The sequence below is a fragment of the Mycobacterium sp. DL440 genome, from assembly GCF_011745145.1.
Lineage (GTDB): Bacteria > Actinomycetota > Actinomycetes > Mycobacteriales > Mycobacteriaceae > Mycobacterium.
Genome location: NZ_CP050191.1, coordinates 1,081,471 through 1,101,111, shown reverse-complemented (window position 1 = coordinate 1,101,111; position 19,641 = coordinate 1,081,471). Strand labels below are relative to the sequence as shown.

Here is a 19,641-nt window from a genome sequence, read left to right as displayed (position 1 = left end):
GGTACGCCGGCACCGGAATATGTAACGGTTATTCACCGCTGCCACACCACCAATCTTTGCCTCAGGAAACACTTCTCGGGTTTCCCGGGCACGTCGGCACCGTGGCGCTACCCCGCCGGTTCCAGCTCCCACGCACCGCGCCGCAAGACCCCGGTCACGGTCAGGTCCGCACCGAGCACCACGAGATCAGCTGCGGCCCCGGGGATCAGATCACCGGCGGGCAGGCCCAAGGCCCGGGCCGGGTTGAGCGAGGCTTGTCGGGCGACGAGCATCAACGCGTCGTCGCGACCCAAACCGCAATGGGCCACGGCGAATCGGACCACCCGGTCCATGGTCGCGGTACTGCCGGCGACCGTGTCCGTGCCACCGACAAGGGCAACCCCGTCTGTCACGTCGACCTGTACCGGCCCCAGATGGTAGCGGCCGTCGGGCATGCCGGTGGCCGCCATCGCGTCGGTGATCAGTGACACGCGGTCCGGCCCGGCGGAACGCGTGACATGCCGGTAGATGGCCGGATCGATGTGCACCCCATCGGTGATGAGTTCGACGGTGACACCGGGATCTTCGAGCAGCGCGATCACCGGGCCCGGCTCGCGCCGGTCGATCGGGCGCATGGCGTTGAACAGATGGGTGCCCACCGTGGCACCGGCCGCGATCGCTGCGCGGGTCTGTTCGTAGGTCGCCTCGGTGTGACCGACAGCCACCACCACGCCGGCCTCGACGAATTGCCGGATCGCCCCCAGCGCCCCGGGGCGCTCAGGGGCAATCGTCACCATCCGGATCGTTCCCGCAGCGGCGGCGAGCAACCGGGCGATCTCGGCCGGATCAGGATCACGCATCAGCGCAGGCTGATGGGCCCCGCACCGCGCGGTCGACAGCCACGGGCCTTCCAGGTGTATTCCGTCGATCAGTCCGGCCCTGACATCCTGCGCCAGCGCACCGACCTCATGCAGCAGGTCGTCACGGCTCGCGGTGACCAGCGAGGCGATCATCGTGGTGGTGCCGTGCCGCCGGTGCAGCGCCACCGCGGCCGACGTGTCGGCCGTCGACGCGGCCGAGAAGCTACCCCCGCCCCCGCCGTGGGAGTGGGTGTCGACGAAGCCCGGCATCACGGTCACCGGGCCGAGGTCGCGATCGGTGCGCCGGGGCGGCGGACCCGCTCCCAGCGCCGTCACCTTCTCGCCCGACACGTCGATCCACCCGGGCCGTAACAGTTCTGCGCCCGAAATCAGCGTCTCGGCGGTCAGCAGCACTCAGATGCCCTGCCAATCCGGTTTCGAACGGTACGTCTCGCGGTAGTAGCCGATGAGCTGAAGCCGTTGCGCCGCAGCGTCGTCGAGTAGAACCGTGACGTGCCGGTGATGCTGCAGGACGGTGGCCGGCCACATCGCACTCACACCGCCCTCGACCAGCTGGTGCACCGCCTCGGCCTTGCTGCGCCCGAGGGCCACCAGGATCACGTGCCGGGCCGCCATGATGGTGGCCAGCCCCTGGGTGAGGCAGTGCGTCGGCACCGCGTCGAGGTCGTCCCCGAAGAACCGGGCGTTGTCGACACGGGTCCGCCGGGTCAGCGTCTTGATGCGGGTACGTGAGGCCAGCGAGGACCCGGGTTCGTTGAAGGCGATGTGCCCGTCGGTGCCGATGCCGACGACCTGCAGATCGACACCACCGGCTTCGCGGATGGCCTCCTCATATGCCGCGCAGGCCGCGGGAATGTCGTCCGCCAGACCGTCGGGACCCTGGACCGCGTCGGGGGCGAAGTCGACGCGCGAGACGAACACGGTGTCGATGACATTGCGATAGCGCTCAGGATGATCGCCAGGCAGGCCGACATACTCGTCGAGGGTGAATCCCCGGGCGGCCCGGAACGAGATCTGCCCCGCAGCGCATCGTGCGGCGAGTTCGTCGTAGATCGTCAGCGGAGACGATCCGGTGGCAAGTCCGAGCACCGCGTCCGGTTTGCGGTCGAGCAGTGCGCCGACCGCATCGGCAGCCACTGCGCCGATCTTCGCGGCATCATCCAGGATGATGACTTCCATCTACTTGGTTATCGTGAAAAGGTCTGCGCCCGAATCGATATCCGCTCCAGCGGTGACCGGCTCGGCCACGGTCACGTTGCCGGGCTCGCGCTCGTCCATGACCACAACGGGGACAATCGGGTTAAGGCCCTTCGCCTCGACGGCGGGCACGTCGTAGGTGATCACCACCTGGCCGGCGGCCACCACATCCCCCTGACTCACGTGCGTGGTGAACCCTTCACCGTTCAGAGCGACGGTATCCAGACCGAGGTGGACGAGGACGCCGACGTTGTCGGCCGTCATGATGACGTAGGCATGCGGCATCAGTTTCAGCAACGTGCCGCTGACCGGGGCGATCGCGTCGATCACGCCACGCGGCGGGGCCACCGCGGCGCCGTACCCCACCATGCCGGCCGAGAACACCGGGTCCGGAACGGCCTCGAGTGCCACGGCGCGCCCGGCGACCGGGGCGAGTACTCGCGTCAAGCTCACTGTGAGGGCTCCTTCTCTCGTGCCCCAACAATACGAGCGTGGCCGAAAGACGGTCTCGAGTTTGCCGGTTCTCGTCTAAGCTTCCGCACAGCTTCGCGGCAGGTCACGCCGGGTGGCCAGGAGGGCGATAAGGCGATGAGCGCTATGACGAAACCTGAAGGCGCACAGGAGAAATCCGGCCTCAAGATACCAGCTTTCGGGCAGCTGCAACGGCTCGGCAAGAGCCTCATGCTACCGATCGCGGTGTTGCCCGCCGCCGGTATCCTGCTGCGCCTGGGCCAGCCCGACCTGTTGGGCCGGATCGACTCCCCTGTCATCGGCGCGTTCTTCAAGGCCATGAGCGCTGCCGGCGACGCGCTGTTCAGCAACCTGCCTCTGCTCTTCGCCGTCGGTGTGGCGATCGGATTCGCCCGCAAGGCCGACGGTTCGACGGCGCTGGCCGCGGTGGTCGGCTACCTGGTGATGGCCGCGGTCTTCAAGACCATGTCGCCCATCGTGCTGGCCGGCGAGGTGGACAAGGCCGGCGATCAGGCTCAGATCAACTACAGCGTATTCGCCGGAATCGTGGTCGGTCTGGTGACGGCATGGCTGTTCGACCGCTACCACACCATCCAATTACCGTCCTATCTCGGCTTTTTCGGCGGCAGACGGTTCGTCCCCATCGTGGTGTCCCTCGCAAGTTTGTTCATCGCTTTCCTGATGAGCTACTTCTATCCGATCTTCGATGCCGGGCTGACCGGGCTCGGCCGGTTCATCGGCGGAAGCGGCGCTTTGGGCGCATTCATCTACGGTTTCGCCAACCGCATGCTGATTCCTCTGGGCCTGCACCACATTCCGAACTCATACGTGTGGTTCATCTACGGTGACTATCAGACCGCGGACGGCAACGTCGTCACCGGCGAACTCACCCGGTTCGCCGCCGGCGACCCGTCCGCCGGCATTCTCACCTCGGGCTTCTACCCGGTCTTGATGTTCGGTCTGCCCGCCGCGGCGCTGGCGATGATCCTCGCCGCGAACAAGAAGCAACGCAATGTCGCGGTCGGCATCCTGTCGGCGGCCGCCCTGACCGCATTCCTCACCGGCGTGACCGAACCGCTCGAGTTCGCGTTCATGTTCGTGGCGTTCCCGCTCTACGTCATCCACGCGGTCCTTACCGGGCTGTCTCTGGCGATCGCGTATCTGCTCGACATACATCTCGGCTTCTCGTTCTCGGCCGGACTCATCGACCTGCTGCTCTACGGCGGTGCGCCCGCAGCGAAGAACATCTGGCTGCTCATCGCGATGGGAGCGGTGTTCTCCGTCATCTACTTTGTGCTGTTCTACGTCGCGATCACAAAGTGGAACATGCGCACACCGGGCCGTGAACCCGAGACCGAATTCGAGGCCGAAGAGCGGGCGAACCTCGGCGAGGGCGCCGAGTCTACGACTGCCGGCGGCGCCGCCACTCTGACCGCCCCCGCACGGGCAGACACCCAGGCCGAGAAGATCATCGAGGCCTTCGGCGGCCGGGAGAACCTTGTCAACGTCGACGCCTGCATCACGCGGCTGCGCATGGAGGTCGCGGACAAGAGCAAGGTCGACCAGGACCGGCTGAAGGCGCTCGGCGCCGCAGGCGTCATCGAGGTCGGCAACAGCGTCCAAGCGGTCTTCGGCACCAGCTCCGAGGCGCTGAAGAACGAGATCATCGACAGTTTGTAACCCTTGCAACCCTGTGGCCCGATGAGGCCTCAGACCGACAACAGCCGCTGAAAGAAATCGCGATAGCGCTTGAGAGCCACCCGAAGATCCTCGGTGGAGGCCTCCTGGCCTCGCGACCATTGGGCCTCAAGCCGAGAACGGGTGTCGGCGAAACTCGCGGTGAGCTCTTCGACAACTTCCGCCACGAGGTTGTCCGCTTTCTGCACACACTCCTTCGGATCGTCGACGAAGGCCGCCTGAACATCGTTCCAGCGCGAGTGCAGTCCTGATCGATGCTCATCGGCGAACAACAACGCGTTGTCATCGGTTGACGTCTGTTCGTCGTGGGTGGTCATGCTGTCGCCTCCTTCGGCGAGTCCGTACCCGCGTCGTTCGTACCGGTATCACGCTCGGTCCGGGTTTTCAGGCCGGCCGGTGTTCCGTGCTCAGACCCGAGCAATTGCTCGAAGAGTGCGCGGTAATGGACGATGGCCTCACGCTGCGCCTCAGTAGCGATGCCCCCCTGCTCTTGCGCGAGATGAAGGACGTGCGCCGCCCGGTAGTGTTCGACCACCTTCGGATGATCGACCGAGACGTCCGCAGCGCGCTGCTCGAAATCATCTATCGGATAACCCCGTTCGCGCATCACCTCAGTCACCAAACGATCGGCGTCGCCGACCGATTTCGACGGATCGTCGACGAACGACGCCTGAGTGACGCCCCATGCCTCGACGTATCGCGCCTTCGACTCTGCCGTCAACTCATTGATGTCCAGCTTGTTGTGCTTCCGTTCGCGAGCAAGCAATTCACGCTCCGCAGCGCGCTGGCCACCGGCCGATTCGACGGCGTGCTCATACTCCGGGCCGAACTGATCCCTGAGCCGTTCACTTCGCTTCTGACGCATCATCGATGCGGCCACGATCATCGCCAGCGCCACGATGACCGCGGCAACCACCGCGATGACAATCCAACCCCATGTAGGCATTTCCAGACCTCCTGCGGCCAGGAGTACCCGTCCAGTGTCTACAGAAACGTCAATTCCCGAATGCGGCGGTCTTTCAGCGGCAGTACGACCGGGTGGCGTGGTCCAGAGCGCGCCGATACAGCGGATCGAGATTTCGTGCCGAGGCCACCGCATCGGCGGCGCTCACCAGGTCGGCGCGGCAGGCGGCCGAGTGCAGGACCGGCCACTGGTCGGCGATCTCGTTGACCATCGTGTGGTTGAGCGCGTCGATCGTGGTCCGCGACGCGGCCAGGTCGGGTGCGTCCGCCGGGGCGGTCGCCGGATCCAGCTTCCATTGCGAGAACAGCCCGTACTCCACAGCGACAGTCGCATCGATCTGATCCCGGAACACCTCACCCACGTAGGCCGGGTCGATGTGGCGGCTGCCCGCCTCGGCGATAGTGGCATCGATGACCTGCTGTTCGCGTTGCTGATCCTCGATCGGCCCGCCGGCGCGGAACTTGTTGGCGGCCACCGGATCCGCCGTCTGAAGACGCTGCGCGGCGGCATCGACCAACGGCCGCAACGGGCTGGGCTCCTGCGCCCGGGCCGACGGCGCACCGGTGAGCGCGGCGAGCGCCAGCAGACCGACCGCTGCGAGTCGAACCATCATCAGAGCTTGGCGAAGCAGGCGTCGTTGGAATCGTCGTTGGGAATGGACGCGTTCTGGCTGGAGAACTTGCCCACCACTCCGGTGTCGGTCACCGAGACGCTGTCGGCGTGGATCCCGAGCGGGTAGGCGTCGTTGAGCTTCGTCGTGAGGCCATCGAGGGCCGCCTGCACGGTGTCCTTCTCGAACGGACCGCTGACGTCGGTGATCTGCAGGTCCAGGTTTCCGTTGTTCACCACCGGCTTTGCGGTCACCTTGGTATCCCCGACGGCCTGCATGGTGATGGTGCCCGCGGCCGGGTCGGTGCTCACATCGGTCACCAAAGCGCCGACGCCAGGCAGGTTCTCGGCCACGGTGTCCTTGATCCCGGCCGACGTCCAGGTCAGCGTGGCGTTCAACGATCCGATGGTGCCCTTGGAGTCCTCGGTGCCCTGCAACCGGATGTCGGACAGCGCCACATCCGCGGTCATTCCCTTGGCGGCCTGCACCTGCTTGCCGCCGGTCTCCACCGAGATGTTGGTGTAGTGCCCGGTGATGTGCTGCCACAGGAACGGCGGATTGACCCCGAACGAGACCGAGGCGTTGTCTTCCACCACACATTCGGCAACCGAGACCAGCAGGGAGCCGGCCTTGTGGCGGGCGAACAGTTCGCCGCCGGTCAGTCCGATCACCACCAGTGCGACGGCGATGACCGCGATCAGGATGATCGCCTGCGGGCTGCGCCAGTGCGAGGACGGCTTTGCCGGTTCGGGCCTCGACCCGTCGGCTGCGACAGGGGGCTGAACCGGCGGTGGTGCCACCGGCCGTGCGGCGGCCGGTGGACGGGGCGTCGTGATCTTCTCGGTCGACGCCTCAGGGGGCTGATAACGCGCCCGGATCTGTTCGGTCGCAGCCTCCGGCGGCTGATGGCGCGCCCGAATCTGCTCGGTCGGCGCTTCGGGCTGGCGGGGGCCTTTCTCTTATATACACCTCCGTGGAGATGTGTATAGAGGACAGGGCCTCCACTGGGTGCGGCAGCGACGGCGGCAGGTTCGGAGGTGCGCCGATGATGGGCGCAGCACCCCCGGCACCTCCGATTAGCCGCAGGAACTCGTCGTACCCTCCGGTCGGCCGGTAGACCGTGCCCCCGTCCCCGGTCAACGGGTCGTGGATGACAACGATGCCGTCCTTGTACATGGCCGTCGACGATCGCCCAGGAATCTGACCCACGTGCAGCGACGGATCGGTTTGTGGGTTGCCGGTGAGCATGTCGTGCACGAGCTTGGCCAACTGGTCTTGCGTCATCCCCTTGAAGTCGCTGAAGTGCTTCTGCCAGGCGTGGCCGTAGGCGATGCGCTGCGCGTCCTCCATCACGGGGTCGTCGCTCCACCCGCCGGGTGGTTGTGGCAGACCTGGATCAGAAGGCGGTGGGTCCAGCTTGAACGTGTGGTCGACGAGAGCGATGTGGGCGCCGTTCCCGCCCTGCCGATCGTCCTCGCCGTCGAACCGGATCGCCTCCAGCTCCGCGGCCTTCGCCTGCAAGCGCTCCCCGACAAAGGAATCGGCCTGAATGAGACGCTCGGCATACCAGCGGATGTCCTCGGCGTGCTCCTTGGCCGCCTTGTTCCGCTCGACGATCGTGTTGATGTCGTAGCGGCCGGAGTCGGTGGCCGTTAAGTCCTCGGCAACCGTGAACCCGTCGTTCTCGGCCGCGGTGATCGCCCCGACTGCTTCCTGCTTGGCCGCCCGGACATCATGACCACCGTTCTCGGCGATGTCGGCGGCCTCCTTCTGAACGGTGGTCTGCTGGCGCACAACCGCGGTGTCTGCGGTCACCCTCTCGAGAGCGGCGTCCTTCGCGTTGCCCTCCCACGTGGTTCCGCCGGGTGAGCCGACATTGCGGCGGTGTTCGTCGAACAGTGCGACGGACTGGGCACCCATGCTCCGCAGTTGTGTGGCCGCGTCGTCGAGGTGCTGGGTCGGCCACTCTTCGATCTCAGACCGGCTGAGGGCACCCGAGTGTGAAGGAACTGCGCTCACACGGACACCGTGGTGATCGCGGCGGCGCCGTCGTCGTCCGTGGTGTCGTAGCGCGCGCCGCTCACCGAGAGGTCATCGGCCTGGCCGGAAACGCGGTGCGACTGGCGGGTGCGGACGGACTGAGCGGCGGCCAGGATCGCGGCCGCCCCTGCCTGACTCGGAGTCGTACCCCGTCCGCCCCCTGCCGTCCCTGCGGCCAACTCCGCAGCTGTCGCATCGCTGCGAGCGGCCGAGCCTCGCAGGCCAGCAGCGTTCACGTTCAGTTCGTTTGCCACGGCACCCCCCACCGAACCAACACTGGTCGTGAGCCTAACTCAGGATTTGACCGGTAGTTGCGAGCAACAGCCCGTACACGTAGTCCCGTTCCGGGTACCAAGGGGCGCCCGACGGCTCGTGGCTGTCACCACGCAGGCCGATCTCGAGGAAATGCTTCGTTTGAGCTGCCTTGAGACAGCTCGCTTGACGCTCGCGCCTCGTTCGGGAGACGAGGGTGTTGCGGTTGTTGCGGCCCCAGCGAGGGATCGGGTCTTTCTCCATCCAGCCGACCTGGGTCGCGAAATAGAAGAAGGAGGAGAAGCAGCCGAACTCGGTGGCCAGCGTGGTGTCCTGGACTTCTGTTGGCGGGCACCGCGGTAAGCGGTCAGATCCTCGGTAGTGGTGGCGGTGAGGTCCACCAGTTCCCCGCCGTGGCGCGCCCGAACGAACCGGAGCAGCCGGGCGAGGTGGTATGTGTGAAGGTCCGCAGGCTGTCGAGGTCATAGGCGCGTTGACGCCACGCGGTCAGCAGGTAGGTGTTCAGTCGGTCGCAACCGCTCAGCGAGCCATCGTCGTCGACGATGAACGGCAGTCCGTCGGGTACATCGTGTCGGTCGAGCGTTTCCACAACCGATGACCACGGGAGCGATGCCGCGCCGTCGGGAGCGCGCAGTGTTTCGCCCGCATGGGCGCTTCTCTGGACGACGACTATCCGCATACAGAGACCTCCTTGCCGACTGTGCATCCAGTGGTACTCCACGGGTATGACACTTTTTGCTGTCGGCAAGGAGGTCTCGAATATGAAGTTATCTGGGTACTACTGGTGGAGCTGCCGGGAATTGAACCCGGGTCCTACGGCATGTCCTCGAGGCTTCTCCGTGCGCAGTTCGCTTTGCCTCTACTCGGATCTCTCAGTCACGCGAACAAGCCGAGATGACGATCCCAGTCGCTGTTTGATGTCCCCATGGATTCCGCGACCGAACCCATGGGTGGGTCCCTCTAGCTGATGCCAGGGTCCGGGCCGAGGGCGCTCCCGGTCTGACAGACACACCGTCGCTTAGGCAGCGAGGGCGTAGTCGCGCTGATTGGAATCGGCGCTTAATTGGTTGCATCGACGCTTACGGTGGTCTCTTGCCTGCACCGGCACGCTTCCCTTGATTCGATGCGCGAAGTCGAAACCGATCAGCCCCTCGCATCCCTGCCGAACTTCGGCAGGACAATCCATATTACGTCACCAGCAACGGCGAACGCCAAGTGATTATTCCGAGGCATTCTCGTGTCGCTCGCGGGAGCGCTACATGCCCTTGGCGCGTCGGCCCAACTCGCGGGTGATCTCGCGGTCGGCGTCACGCTTGGCCAGGTCCTGCCGTTTGTCGTGGTCCTGCTTACCGCGCGCCAACGCCAACTCGACCTTCACCTTGCCGTCGGAGAAGTACATCGACAGCGGCACCAGGGTCAGGTTGCCGTCGCGGATCTTGCCGATCAGGTTGTCGATCTGACTGCGGTGCAACAGCAGCTTGCGGTTGCGCCGCGGGGCATGGTTGGTCCAGGTGCCGTGGTGGTACTCGGCGATGTGCACGTTGCGCAGCCAGATCTCACCGTCGTCGACAGTGGCGAACGCGTCGGCCAGTGACGCCTGGCCTTCACGCAGGCTCTTGACCTCGGTACCCATCAGCGCGATGCCGGCCTCATAGGTATCGAGGATCATATAGTTGTGCCGCGCCTTGCGATTGCTGGCCACAATCTGCTTATTGCCGGCGGGGCTGGATTTCTTGGTCGCCACTAGCTCACGATTACCTTCGGATGTAGAGCCGCAGTGTCACGTACGCGGTAACCCCGGACATCGCCAGACCGAGGAACAGCATCCATGGTGCGCTGAAGTAGAGGACGTCAGCGTAGTCGACCCTGGCAATCAAATTCGACTGATAAAACTGGTCGAGCGCCTTCTCCAGGAACACCGCGCGCACCACGATCAGCCCGACGATCGCGATTACCACACCGATCAATGCGGCGATCATCGCTTCCACCAGGAACGGCAGCTGGGTGTACCAGCGGGTCGCACCGACCAGGCGCATGATGCCGATCTCGTTGCGACGTGTGTAAGCAGCCACCTGAACCATGTTGGCGATCAGCAGCACCGCACCGATCGCCTGCACCAGCGCCACCGCGAAGGCGACGCTACTCAGACCGTCGAGCACGGCGAACAGCCGGTCGATCAAATCCTTCTGGTTAAGCACGTTGAGCACACCGGGCTGCCCCTGCATCGCCTTGTCGAACGCGTCATGCTGCTCGGGGTCGTTGAGCTTGACGATGAACGACGCCGGGAACGCATCCTTGCCCGCAACATCCTTGTACTGCGGGAACTTCTTGATCGCGTCGTTGTAGGCCTGCTCGCGATTGAGGAAGCTCAGCGAGCGCACGTCGTCACGGTCGTCGATCATGCGGTACAGCGCCTTGCACGCATCGGCGTCGCAATTGGGGTCGTTGGCCGAGATGTCGTCGGTCAGGAACACCTGGCTTTCGACGCGGTCGAGGTAGATGTCACGGGACTGGTCGGCCAGCCGCACCACCAGCAGACCGCCACCGAACAGGCCGATGGAGATGGCGGTGGTCAGGATCATCGCCACCGTCATCGTGACGTTGCGGCGAAGCCCGGTCAGAACTTCATTGACAAGAAAACCGAAGCGCACTTAGCGATCCATTCCGTAGACGCCGCGCTGCTCATCACGGATCAGCCGGCCGAGTTCGAGTTCGACGACCCGCTGGCGCATGGAGTCGACGATGTGATGGTCGTGGGTGGCCATCAGCACCGTGGTTCCGGTGCGGTTGATCCGTTCCAGCAGGTCCATGATGTCCTTGCTGGTCTCCGGATCCAAGTTTCCGGTGGGCTCGTCGGCGATCAGGACCAGCGGACGGTTGACGAAGGCCCGCGCGATGGCGACGCGCTGCTGCTCGCCACCGGACAATTCGCTCGGCAACCGGTTGGCCTTACCCGACAGCCCGACCATCTCCAGCACGTCCGGGACCACCCGGTTGATCACCTCGCCGCGCTTGCCGATCACCTCGAGCGCGAACGCCACGTTCTCGAACACGGTCTTCTGCTGCAACAGCCGGAAGTCCTGGAACACGCAGCCGATGACCTGACGCAGGCTCGGGACATGCCGGCCGGCGAGTTTGTTGACGTGAAACTTGGATACCCGGATGTCACCGGAGGTGGGCGTCTCGGCCGCCAGCAGCAGCCGCATGAACGTCGACTTGCCCGAACCCGACGGGCCGATCAGGAAGACGAACTCACCCTTGTCGATTTTCAACGAGACATCGTCGAGCGCTGGGCGCGCCGAAGACTTGTAGTGCTTCGTCACGTGGTCGAGGGTGATCATCACGGCACGCCAGTGTAGCCGGGCGGAATTATCCGGCAGGTCAGGCTATCGCGGCAATGTCGGCGCCATCGGCTCCTGACCCGGTTGCTGCTGTTCGGTGGGCGGGGCCGGCGCCGGCGCCGGTCCCAGTGGCAACGTGATGGGCGGGAGCAGTCCCGGACCGTCCGGATCGAACACGGTGGTGTGGGGCGCCCCTGGCGGCGGCGTCGTCGAACTGGGACTCGTCGGTGTGCCGGGAGTCGTGGTCTCGGTCGGCGACGTGGTCTCCGTCGGCGTCGTGGTCTCCGGGACGGTGGTCTCGGTCGTCTCCGGAGTCTCGGTCGGGGTCGTCGAGCGAGGGGTCTGCAGCTTGGTCCGCGGAACCCAGGTGTAGTCGGGGTCGGGCACGAACCCGGGAGGCACCACCTGGGTGTCGGGCGACGGCGCGGTCTGCTTGGGCCGGTACTCCTGCTGCACCCACGACAGCGCAATGAACACGACGACCAAGACCACTGTCGATGTGCGGACCCGGCCGACACGGCTACGCCAGAGTTTTTCGGCGGCTTCGGTCGCCCGCGAGAAGTCGAGTTTCACTTCTTCGGCTCCTGAGCCGACGCCGGAGGCGCCGCGACCGTCTCGGCGGCCGTGGCCGGATGGATGGCGTCCCCGGCCGCGGCAACCGACGCACCTGTCGAGGCCACGCCGGCGCGGCGCAGCGCGCGCACCACCCGTATTCGCAACCGCCTGCCCACCTCGAACTGTTTGCCCGGCAAGGTACGGGCGACCATCCGCAGGTTCACGGTGTCGACTCCGAGACTCTCGATGCCCATCAATTGCGGCTTGTCGAGCAGCAACCTGGACAGCTCGCGATCTTCGGTGGCCTTCTCGGCGACGTCATCGAGCACGTCGTTGACCAGGTTGAGGTCCACACTCGCCGGTACCGGGATGTCGACTACTGCTCGCGCCCAGTCCTTCGACAGGTTCAGCGCCTTGACGATCTGCCCGTTGGGCACGGTGTACATCTCGCCTTCGGATGACCGCAGCTTGGTGACCCGCAGCGTGACGTCCTCGACCGTGCCCTCGGCCTCGTTGGCGGCAGCGATCGTCAGTCGGACCAGATCGCCGAAACCGTACTGCTTCTCAGTGATGATGAAGAACCCCGCGAGAAGGTCCTGCACGATGCGCTGCGCGCCGAAACCGAGCGCGGCACCGAGCACCGCGGCAGGGGCCACCAGGGAGGCCACTGGTACGGCGAGGGCGTCGGTGACCTCGACGAGGACGATGATGAACAGGACTGCCACCGACACCCAGGAGATCACCGAGGCGACGGCTTGCCGGTGCTTGGCGCTCTCCGAGCGCACCAGCGCATCGCTTTCCTGATATTCGGCGTCGATCCGGCGCACCACGCGTTGCGCAGCCCAGTTGATGAAGCGCGCGGCGAGCAGACCGCCGATCAGCAACAGGGCAATGTGCAGTCCGGTGGTCAGGATCCACACGCCGATCTCGCCGGCCCAGAAACCGTGCCAGCGGTCGGCGAGAGACATGGTCAGCAGCGTATTAGTCGTCGTCATCTTTTCTGTTGCGCCATCTGATCCCCGCTTCCAGGAATCCGTCGATGTCCCCGTCCAGCACCGTGGCCGGGTTTCCGACCTCGTACTCGGTGCGCAGGTCCTTCACCATCTGATAGGGGTGCAGCACGTAGGACCGCATCTGGTTACCCCATGAGCTGCCGCCGTCACCCTTGAGCGCGTCCATCTCGGCACGCTCCTCCAACCGCTTGCGTTCCAGCAGCCGTGCCTGCAGAACCCGCATCGCCGCAACCTTGTTCTGCAGCTGCGATTTCTCGTTCTGGCAGGTCACGACGATGCCGGTGGGAATGTGGGTGAGCCGCACAGCGGAGTCGGTGGTGTTCACCGACTGCCCGCCGGGACCGCTGGAGCGGTACACGTCGACGCGCAGGTCCCCTTCGGGGATCTCGATGTGATCCGTGGTTTCCACGACCGGGAGCACCTCGACGTCGGCGAACGACGTCTGGCGTCGGCTCTGGTTGTCGAACGGGCTGATCCGCACCAGTCGGTGGGTGCCCTGCTCGACCGAGAGGGTGCCGTAGGCGAACGGGGCGTGCACGGCGAAGGTCGCGCTCTTGATCCCCGCCTCCTCGGCGTAGGACGTGTCGAACACCTCGACCGGGTAGTCGTGCTTCTCGGCCCACCGGATGTACATCCGCATCAGCATCTCGGCCCAGTCCGCGGCGTCGACGCCACCCGCTCCGGAGCGGATCGTGACGACGGCTTCCCGCTCGTCGTACTCGCCCGAGAGCAGGGTGCGGACCTCGAGGGTCTCGATCTCCTCGCGGAGCTTGGCGAGCTCGGCGTCGGCCTCGGCGGCCGTATCGTCACCCTCTGCCCCGGCTTCTTCAAAAGCGAGTTCGAACAGGACCGGGAGGTCCTCGACGCGCTGACGGAGGTCCTGCACCCGGCGCAGTTCACTCTGCGCATGCGACAGCTCACTGGTGACCTTCTGGGCCCGCGACTGGTCGTCCCACAGGTTCGGATCGGAGGCCTGCTGCTCGAGCATGTCGATCCGCTGGCGCAGGCCATCGATGTCGAGCACCCGCTCCACTGTCGTCAAGGTGGTGTCGAGTGCGGCTACGGCGGCTTGGCGGTCTGGATCCACGAATGTTCAGGGTACCCGGCGGCATTTCGGCGGCAGTTCTGTCCGACTCGCGGCAGCGCAGACGATCTGTGTTTAAAGTCGGTTGGTACCCGGCCCAGCACACCATCAGCCGGGTCTGTGACGGTTTTTCCGCTCGTAAGAAGGCAGGGTATGCGCCCATATCACGTAGCGATCGTCGGCTCCGGCCCCTCGGGATTCTTTGCTGCCGCATCGCTGCTGAAGTTCGCCGATCTACCCGACTCTGATCGTGATGTGCGAGTCGACATGCTCGAGATGCTGCCGACCCCGTGGGGGCTGGTGCGCTCGGGGGTCGCGCCCGACCATCCGAAGATCAAATCGATCAGCGCGCAGTTCGACAAGACCGCCGCCGATCCCCGGTTCCGGTTCTTCGGCAACATCAAGATCGGCGAGCACGTCACGCCGGCCGAGTTGGCACAACGCTACGACTCGGTCATCTATGCGATCGGGGCTCAGTCCGACCGGGCCCTGCACATCCCCGGAGAAGAGTTGCCCGGCAGTGTCGCCGCGGTTGATTTCGTCGGCTGGTACAACGCCCATCCACATTTCGACGGCATGGCACCCAATCTGGCGGGCGGGCGGGCCGTGGTCGTCGGCAACGGCAACGTCGCCCTGGACGTGGCCCGCATCCTGGTCAGTGACCCACAGGCCCTGGCCAACACCGACATCGCCGACCACGCCCTGGCCTCGCTGGACACCCGCGGGGTGGAAGAGGTGGTGGTGGTCGGACGCCGGGGCCCGTTGCAGGCGACGTTCACGACTCTGGAACTGCGCGAGCTGGGCGACATGGAGGGACTGGGCGACGTCGACGTCATCCTCGACCCGGCCGATTTCGCCGGCATCACCGACGACGACCTCCAAGCGGCAACCAAGACCGTCAAGCAGAACATCAGGGTGCTACGCAAGTACGTCGACGAGGCACCTCAAGAATCCAAGCGGCGCATCGTGTTCCGCTTCTGCACCTCCCCCATCGAATTGCGCGGCGAGGACCGGGTCGAGTCGATTGTGCTGGGCCGCAACGAACTTGTCCGCGACCCGGACGGACGCATGGTGGCCAAGGACACCGGAGAGCGCGAGGAGCTGCCCGTCCAGCTGGTGGTCCGGGCGGTCGGCTACCGCGGCGTGCCCACCCCGGGGCTGCCGTTCGACGAACGCTCCGGCACGATCCCGCACACCAACGGCCGAATCGACGGCAGCCGTAACGAATACGTGGTGGGCTGGATCAAGCGGGGACCGTCCGGAGTGATCGGCAGCAACAAGAAAGACTCTCAAGACACCGTCGACACCCTGCTGGACGACCTTCAGGCCGGCGGAGTCGACGAGCGTGGGTCCGAGTACGACCGCGAACTGGCCGAATGGCTGGTGGAACACCAGCCGGCCCTCGTCACCGGCGAGCACTGGCAGCTGATCGACGCGCACGAGCGCACCGCCGGCGAGTCGGTCGGTCGGCCCCGGGTCAAGCTGGCGAGTGTGGCCGAGCTGCTCCGGATCGCCCACGCCTGATCGGTCAGGGCGGTGGCGGCCCGTCCGGTGACGGGCCGTCCGGCGCGAAGGCCCACTTATCCGGGTTGCCCGGGGAGTAGACGACCGGGAACAGCGCCCCCATCGTCGGCCAGGCGCCGACGTCGACGGCCATGCGCTGATACACCACGTGTTCGTTCACCGTCGGGCCGGTGATGACCCCGGTGATCGTGACGTACTGCTCCCCCGTCGCCGCCGGACGAGGGCTCACCCCGGTCACCAGCAACGTGCCGTGCGCCAGCTCACCGCGAATTCCGCGGCGCCGCATGATCCGTGGCGCCAGCAGCAGCACGAGCGCACCCACGAGCAAGAGGAGTATGCCGATTTCCCACACGAGGCCATGGTAGGACTGCCCCATGAGTTCCGTCGCAGATGACATGGCATTGGCCCTCGAACTGGCCGACCAGGCCGACGCATTGACCATGAACCGCTTCGGCGCCCTCGATCTGCGCATCGAGACCAAACCCGACCTGACCCCGGTCACCGACGCCGACCGCGGAGCCGAGGAAGCCCTGCGCGCATCGCTGGCCGCGGCCCGCCCGGACGACACGGTGTTCGGTGAAGAGTTCGGTGGGACAACGACATTGACCGGCCGCCAGTGGGTGATCGATCCGATCGACGGGACCAAGAACTTCGTCCGCGGCGTCCCGGTGTGGTGCACATTGATCGCGTTGCTCGAAGACGGCGTCCCGACCATCGGGGTGGTGAGCGCACCGGCGCTCGCCCGCCGGTGGTGGGCCGGGCTGGGTCAGGGCGCGTTCGGTTCGTTCGCCGGGGCGACCCGCAAACTGTCGGTGTCCGGGGTCACCGACCTCGCGTCGGCAAGCCTGTCGTACTCGGACCTGACGACCGGGTGGGAGCACCGTCGCGACCGGTTCGTCGAGCTCACCGACGCGGTGTGGCGGGTGCGCGCCTACGGCGACTTCTGGTCCTACTGCATGGTCGCCGAGGGCGCCGTCGACATCGCCTGCGAGCCCGAGGTGAAGCTCTGGGACATCGCCCCGCTGGACATCCTCATCCGCGAGGCCGGCGGCACGTTCACCAGCATCGACGGCGCCGCGGGCCCGCACGGCGGGAGTGCGCTGGCCACCAACGGGCCACTCCACGGACAGGTGTTGGACCGGCTCGCCGGCAACTAGTTCACGGCTGGGCACGTCCCGCCCACACACCCCAGCGTGCCGGTCACTTTCGGCAGCTGAACCCTGGCCTCGAGCGATGTGAGGTTGGTAACAGCTACCGTACCTTACTCCGGAGTAAGATACGGTCAGATGCGTCGCCACGACCAGCAGAGGCAGCTGACATGACCAACACCCTGCCGTCCAAGAACGGCACCCCATCCCATCCCTCCAACCCCGGCCGGCAAAGCGCCGTGGGCCTGCACAAGCACAAGCGGACAGCGACCGACATCGGGCTGGCGCTGATCACGCCCATCGTCGGCCAGGAGTTCCTGGACCGCTACGGCCTGCGCGATCCGCTCAACCGCGGCCTGAAATACGGTGTGAAGCAGGCGTTTTCCGCCGCCGGCGCCGCTACCCGGCAATTCCAGCGGGTCCAGGGCCTGGGCAAGGCGCCGACCCGGCTGAAGGCCAGCGGAGCCGACTACTTCGACCTGACGCCCGACGAAGACCAGCAGATGATCGTCGAGACGGTCCAGGACTTCGCCGCGGAGATCCTGCGGCCCGCCGCGCACGACGCCGACGCGGCCGCCGGCTACCCGGCGGATCTGATCGCCAAGGCCGCCGAGCTCGGCATCACCGCCGTCAACGTGCCCGAGGACTTCGACGGCATCGCCGAGCACCGCAGCACCGTCACCAATGCGCTCGTCGCCGAGGCCCTGGCCTACGGCGACATGGGTCTGGCCCTGCCGATCCTGGCTCCTGGTGGCGTCGCGTCGGCACTGACCCACTGGGGCAGCGCCGACCAGCAGGCCACCTATCTCAAGGAATTCGCCGGCGAGAACGTGCCGCAGGCCTGCGTGGCGATTGCCGAACCGCATGCCCTGTTCGACCCCACGGCGCTCAAGACCACCGCAGTACGCACCCCCAGCGGGTACCGCCTGTCCGGTGTCAAGTCTCTGGTCCCGGCCGCCGCCGATGCCGAATTGTTCATAGTGGCAGCACAATTGAACGGTAAGCCGGCGTTGTTCATCATCGAGGCCGCGTCACCGGGTCTCACAGTCAAGCCCGACCCGAGCATGGGTATCCGTGCGGCCGCCCTCGGCCAGATCGAGCTCGACAACGTGGCGGTGCCGCTGGGCAACCGTCTCGGCGAGGACGGCGCGACCGATCAGGACTACAGCGAGGCCATCGCCCTGTCCCGGCTGGGCTGGGCCGCACTGGCCGTCGGCACCTCGCATGCGGTACTCGACTACGTCATCCCCTACATCAAGGAACGCACGGCCTTCGGTGAGCCGATCGCCCACCGTCAGTCGGTGGCGTTCATGGCCGCCAACATCGCCATCGAACTCGACGGCCTGCGGCTGATCACCTGGCGCGGCGCCGCCCGCGCCGAGCAGGGCCTGCCGTTCGCCCGTGAGGCAGCACTCGCGCGCAAGCTCGGCACCGACAAGGGCATGCAGATCGGCCTGGACGGTGTCCAGCTGCTCGGCGGTCACGGTTACACCAAGGAACATCCGGTCGAGCGCTGGTACCGCGACCTGCGGGCCATCGGCGTCGCCGAGGGTGTCGTAGTCATCTAGCCCGGCCTCATTCCTTTTCCTGAGCTGAAAGACTAATCATGGCAATCAATCTGGAAATGCCCCGCAAGCTCCAGGCGGTCATCGAGAAGGGCCACCAGGGCGCCGCCGAGATGCTTCGCCCGATCTCGCGCAAGTACGACCTCGCCGAGCACGCCTACCCCGTCGAGCTGGACACCCTGGCCACCCTGTTCGAAGGCATCTCGGAAGCCAAGACGATCTCGTTCGCGGGCGCCGAGGCGTTCCGCGACGACGCCAACACCAAGGGCGAGCACGTCACGGTCAACGGCGCCAACATGTCCGCACTGCTCAACGCACTGGAGGTCAGCTGGGGCGATGTCGCCCTACTGCTGTCGGTGCCACGCCAGGGCCTGGGCAACGCCGCCATCTCCTCGGTGGCCACCCCTGATCAGCTCGACCGCCTCGGCAAGGACGTGTGGGCCGCGATGGCCATCACCGAGCCGTCCTTCGGGTCGGATTCCGCCGCGGTGACCACCACAGCGGTGCTCGACGGCGACGAGTACGTGATCAACGGCGAGAAGATCTTCGTCACCGCGGGTTCACGCGCATCCCACATCGTGGTGTGGGCGACGCTGGACAAGTCGTTGGGCCGGGCGGCCATCAAGTCGTTCATCGTGCCGCGCGAACACCCCGGCGTAACCGTCGAGCGCCTGGAGCACAAGCTGGGCATCAAAGCGTCCGACACCGCGGTGATCCGCTTCGAGAACGCCCGCATCCCCAAGGACAACCTGCTGGGTGATCCAGAGGTCCACGTAGAGAAGGGTTTTGCCGGGGTCATGGAGACCTTCGACAACACCCGGCCCATCGTGGCGGCCATGGCGGTCGGCATCGCCCGCGCCGCGCTGGAAGACCTGCGGGCGATCCTCACCGACGCAGGCATCGAGATCTCCTACGACAAGCCGGCCCATGCGCAGAGCGCCCCCGCGGCAGAGTTCCTGCGGATGGAGGCCGACTGGGAGGCCGGGTACCTGTTGACGGTCCGCTCGGCATGGCAGGCCGACAACAGCATCCCCAACTCCAAGGAAGCCTCGATGGGCAAGGCCAAGGCCGCCCGGGTGGCCAGCGACATCACCCTCAAGGCCGTCGAAATGGCCGGCACCACCGGCTATTCCGAGCAGACGCTGTTGGAAAAGTGGGCCCGTGACTCCAAGATCCTCGACATCTTCGAAGGCACGCAGCAGATCCAGCAGCTGGTGGTCGCCCGCCGCCTGCTTGGCCTGTCCTCGGCCGAACTGAAGTAGCGGTTACTTTTCCTCCGCGAACAGACGCAAAACTGC

Annotated in this window: 22 protein-coding genes and 1 other RNA gene; 5 read left to right on the top strand and 18 right to left on the bottom strand. The window is 65.9% G+C overall.

The window, feature by feature from the left end:
- Window positions 1-107: 107 nt before the first annotated feature.
- From nagA to HBE63_RS05465, 3 genes are read right to left on the bottom strand one after another with little or no spacing between them, the layout of a single operon-like run.
- A complete protein-coding gene (nagA, locus tag HBE63_RS05475) occupies window positions 108-1,253 on the bottom strand; it encodes an N-acetylglucosamine-6-phosphate deacetylase (protein ID WP_166903846.1) in 1,146 nt (381 codons plus the stop codon).
- Window positions 1,254-2,039: a glucosamine-6-phosphate deaminase gene (gene nagB, locus HBE63_RS05470; protein ID WP_166903845.1), complete on the bottom strand. Its 786-nt coding sequence runs from the start codon at window positions 2,037-2,039 to the stop codon at window positions 1,254-1,256.
- Window positions 2,040-2,510: a glucose PTS transporter subunit IIA gene (locus HBE63_RS05465; RefSeq protein WP_166903844.1), complete on the bottom strand. Its 471-nt coding sequence runs from the start codon at window positions 2,508-2,510 to the stop codon at window positions 2,040-2,042.
- Between the two features lie 135 nt (window positions 2,511-2,645).
- Here HBE63_RS05465 and HBE63_RS05460 point away from each other — a divergent pair, with 135 nt between their 5' ends.
- Window positions 2,646-4,208 carry a PTS transporter subunit EIIC gene (locus tag HBE63_RS05460; protein ID WP_166903843.1) on the top strand — a complete coding sequence of 521 codons (1,563 nt, stop codon included), beginning with the start codon at window positions 2,646-2,648 and terminating at the stop codon, window positions 4,206-4,208.
- 29 nt (window positions 4,209-4,237) lie between these two features.
- Here HBE63_RS05460 and HBE63_RS05455 read toward each other — a convergent pair whose 3' ends face one another.
- The 14 genes from HBE63_RS05455 to prfB all read right to left on the bottom strand — a co-directional run bounded on the left by HBE63_RS05455 (window position 4,238) and on the right by prfB (window position 14,109).
- On the bottom strand, window positions 4,238-4,543 hold the full coding sequence (locus tag HBE63_RS05455; RefSeq protein WP_166903842.1) for a hypothetical protein: 306 nt from the start codon (window positions 4,541-4,543) through the stop codon (window positions 4,238-4,240).
- On the bottom strand, window positions 4,540-5,172 hold the full coding sequence (locus HBE63_RS05450) for a hypothetical protein (RefSeq protein ID WP_166909413.1): 633 nt from the start codon (window positions 5,170-5,172) through the stop codon (window positions 4,540-4,542). Before HBE63_RS05450 ends, HBE63_RS05455 begins: the two co-directional genes overlap by 4 nt.
- Before the next feature lie 73 nt (window positions 5,173-5,245).
- Window positions 5,246-5,803 (bottom strand): chorismate mutase, encoded by a 558-nt coding sequence (locus HBE63_RS05445; protein ID WP_166903841.1) that lies wholly within the window; start codon window positions 5,801-5,803, stop codon window positions 5,246-5,248.
- Window positions 5,803-6,600, bottom strand: a complete 798-nt coding sequence (locus HBE63_RS05440) for a DUF2993 domain-containing protein (protein ID WP_243858524.1) — start codon at window positions 6,598-6,600, stop codon at window positions 5,803-5,805. Before HBE63_RS05440 ends, HBE63_RS05445 begins: the two co-directional genes overlap by 1 nt.
- A gap of 52 nt (window positions 6,601-6,652) precedes the next feature.
- A complete protein-coding gene (locus HBE63_RS31130; RefSeq protein ID WP_208301309.1) occupies window positions 6,653-7,819 on the bottom strand; it encodes a hypothetical protein in 1,167 nt (388 codons plus the stop codon).
- Window positions 7,816-8,076, bottom strand: a complete 261-nt coding sequence (locus HBE63_RS05430) for a hypothetical protein (protein WP_243858523.1) — start codon at window positions 8,074-8,076, stop codon at window positions 7,816-7,818. Before HBE63_RS05430 ends, HBE63_RS31130 begins: the two co-directional genes overlap by 4 nt.
- Before the next feature lie 383 nt (window positions 8,077-8,459).
- Complete coding sequence (locus tag HBE63_RS31300) at window positions 8,460-8,792, bottom strand: hypothetical protein (RefSeq protein ID WP_243858521.1); 333 nt, start codon at window positions 8,790-8,792, stop codon at window positions 8,460-8,462.
- A 103-nt stretch (window positions 8,793-8,895) separates the two neighbouring features.
- Window positions 8,896-9,264: a transfer-messenger RNA gene (ssrA, locus tag HBE63_RS05420) on the bottom strand.
- Window positions 9,265-9,368: 104 nt separating this feature from the next.
- Window positions 9,369-9,857 (bottom strand): SsrA-binding protein SmpB, encoded by a 489-nt coding sequence (gene smpB, locus HBE63_RS05415; RefSeq protein WP_166903839.1) that lies wholly within the window; start codon window positions 9,855-9,857, stop codon window positions 9,369-9,371.
- A 10-nt stretch (window positions 9,858-9,867) separates the two neighbouring features.
- Window positions 9,868-10,764, bottom strand: coding sequence for a permease-like cell division protein FtsX (gene ftsX, locus HBE63_RS05410; RefSeq protein WP_166903838.1), 897 nt, complete (start codon window positions 10,762-10,764; stop codon window positions 9,868-9,870).
- Window positions 10,765-11,454 carry a cell division ATP-binding protein FtsE gene (gene ftsE / locus HBE63_RS05405; RefSeq protein ID WP_064896558.1) on the bottom strand — a complete coding sequence of 230 codons (690 nt, stop codon included), beginning with the start codon at window positions 11,452-11,454 and terminating at the stop codon, window positions 10,765-10,767.
- A 45-nt stretch (window positions 11,455-11,499) separates the two neighbouring features.
- The gene (locus HBE63_RS05400; RefSeq protein ID WP_166903837.1) at window positions 11,500-12,027 is read right to left on the bottom strand and encodes a hypothetical protein; all 528 of its coding nucleotides are present in this window, start codon (window positions 12,025-12,027) and stop codon (window positions 11,500-11,502) included.
- The gene (locus tag HBE63_RS05395) at window positions 12,024-12,977 is read right to left on the bottom strand and encodes a mechanosensitive ion channel family protein (protein ID WP_371814919.1); all 954 of its coding nucleotides are present in this window, start codon (window positions 12,975-12,977) and stop codon (window positions 12,024-12,026) included. The genes HBE63_RS05400 and HBE63_RS05395 overlap by 4 nt, the downstream gene beginning before the upstream one ends.
- Window positions 12,978-12,990: 13 nt before the next feature.
- Window positions 12,991-14,109 carry a peptide chain release factor 2 gene (gene prfB / locus HBE63_RS05390; protein WP_166903835.1) on the bottom strand — a complete coding sequence of 373 codons (1,119 nt, stop codon included), beginning with the start codon at window positions 14,107-14,109 and terminating at the stop codon, window positions 12,991-12,993.
- A gap of 150 nt (window positions 14,110-14,259) precedes the next feature.
- Here prfB and HBE63_RS05385 point away from each other — a divergent pair, with 150 nt between their 5' ends.
- Entirely contained in the window at window positions 14,260-15,630 is a 1,371-nt protein-coding gene (locus HBE63_RS05385) for an FAD-dependent oxidoreductase (protein ID WP_166903834.1), read from the top strand.
- A gap of 4 nt (window positions 15,631-15,634) precedes the next feature.
- Here HBE63_RS05385 and HBE63_RS05380 read toward each other — a convergent pair whose 3' ends face one another.
- Window positions 15,635-15,982 (bottom strand): hypothetical protein, encoded by a 348-nt coding sequence (locus tag HBE63_RS05380; RefSeq protein ID WP_166903833.1) that lies wholly within the window; start codon window positions 15,980-15,982, stop codon window positions 15,635-15,637.
- 22 nt (window positions 15,983-16,004) lie between these two features.
- Here HBE63_RS05380 and hisN point away from each other — a divergent pair, with 22 nt between their 5' ends.
- The 3 genes from hisN to HBE63_RS05365 all read left to right on the top strand — a co-directional run bounded on the left by hisN (window position 16,005) and on the right by HBE63_RS05365 (window position 19,605).
- Window positions 16,005-16,787, top strand: a complete 783-nt coding sequence (gene hisN, locus HBE63_RS05375; protein WP_166903832.1) for a histidinol-phosphatase — start codon at window positions 16,005-16,007, stop codon at window positions 16,785-16,787.
- A gap of 161 nt (window positions 16,788-16,948) precedes the next feature.
- A complete protein-coding gene (locus tag HBE63_RS05370; RefSeq protein ID WP_166903831.1) occupies window positions 16,949-18,346 on the top strand; it encodes an acyl-CoA dehydrogenase family protein in 1,398 nt (465 codons plus the stop codon).
- A 38-nt stretch (window positions 18,347-18,384) separates the two neighbouring features.
- Complete coding sequence (locus HBE63_RS05365; RefSeq protein WP_166903830.1) at window positions 18,385-19,605, top strand: acyl-CoA dehydrogenase family protein; 1,221 nt, start codon at window positions 18,385-18,387, stop codon at window positions 19,603-19,605.
- The last annotated feature ends 36 nt before the right edge of the window (window positions 19,606-19,641 follow it).

Coding starts and splice junctions, on each gene's coding strand:
- nagB (WP_166903845.1), bottom strand. CDS start 2,039: ATGGAAGTCATCATCCTGGATGATGCCGCGAAGATCGGCGCAGTGGCT.
- HBE63_RS05460 (WP_166903843.1), top strand. CDS start 2,646: ATGAGCGCTATGACGAAACCTGAAGGCGCACAGGAGAAATCCGGCCTC.
- HBE63_RS05455 (WP_166903842.1), bottom strand. CDS start 4,543: ATGACCACCCACGACGAACAGACGTCAACCGATGACAACGCGTTGTTG.
- HBE63_RS05450 (WP_166909413.1), bottom strand. CDS start 5,172: ATGCCTACATGGGGTTGGATTGTCATCGCGGTGGTTGCCGCGGTCATC.
- HBE63_RS05445 (WP_166903841.1), bottom strand. CDS start 5,803: ATGATGGTTCGACTCGCAGCGGTCGGTCTGCTGGCGCTCGCCGCGCTC.
- HBE63_RS31300 (WP_243858521.1), bottom strand. CDS start 8,792: ATGCGGATAGTCGTCGTCCAGAGAAGCGCCCATGCGGGCGAAACACTG.
- ftsE (WP_064896558.1), bottom strand. CDS start 11,454: ATGATCACCCTCGACCACGTGACGAAGCACTACAAGTCTTCGGCGCGC.
- HBE63_RS05395 (WP_371814919.1), bottom strand. CDS start 12,977: ATGTCTCTCGCCGACCGCTGGCACGGTTTCTGGGCCGGCGAGATCGGC.
- HBE63_RS05385 (WP_166903834.1), top strand. CDS start 14,260: ATGCGCCCATATCACGTAGCGATCGTCGGCTCCGGCCCCTCGGGATTC.
- hisN (WP_166903832.1), top strand. CDS start 16,005: ATGAGTTCCGTCGCAGATGACATGGCATTGGCCCTCGAACTGGCCGAC.
- HBE63_RS05370 (WP_166903831.1), top strand. CDS start 16,949: ATGACCAACACCCTGCCGTCCAAGAACGGCACCCCATCCCATCCCTCC.
- HBE63_RS05365 (WP_166903830.1), top strand. CDS start 18,385: ATGGCAATCAATCTGGAAATGCCCCGCAAGCTCCAGGCGGTCATCGAG.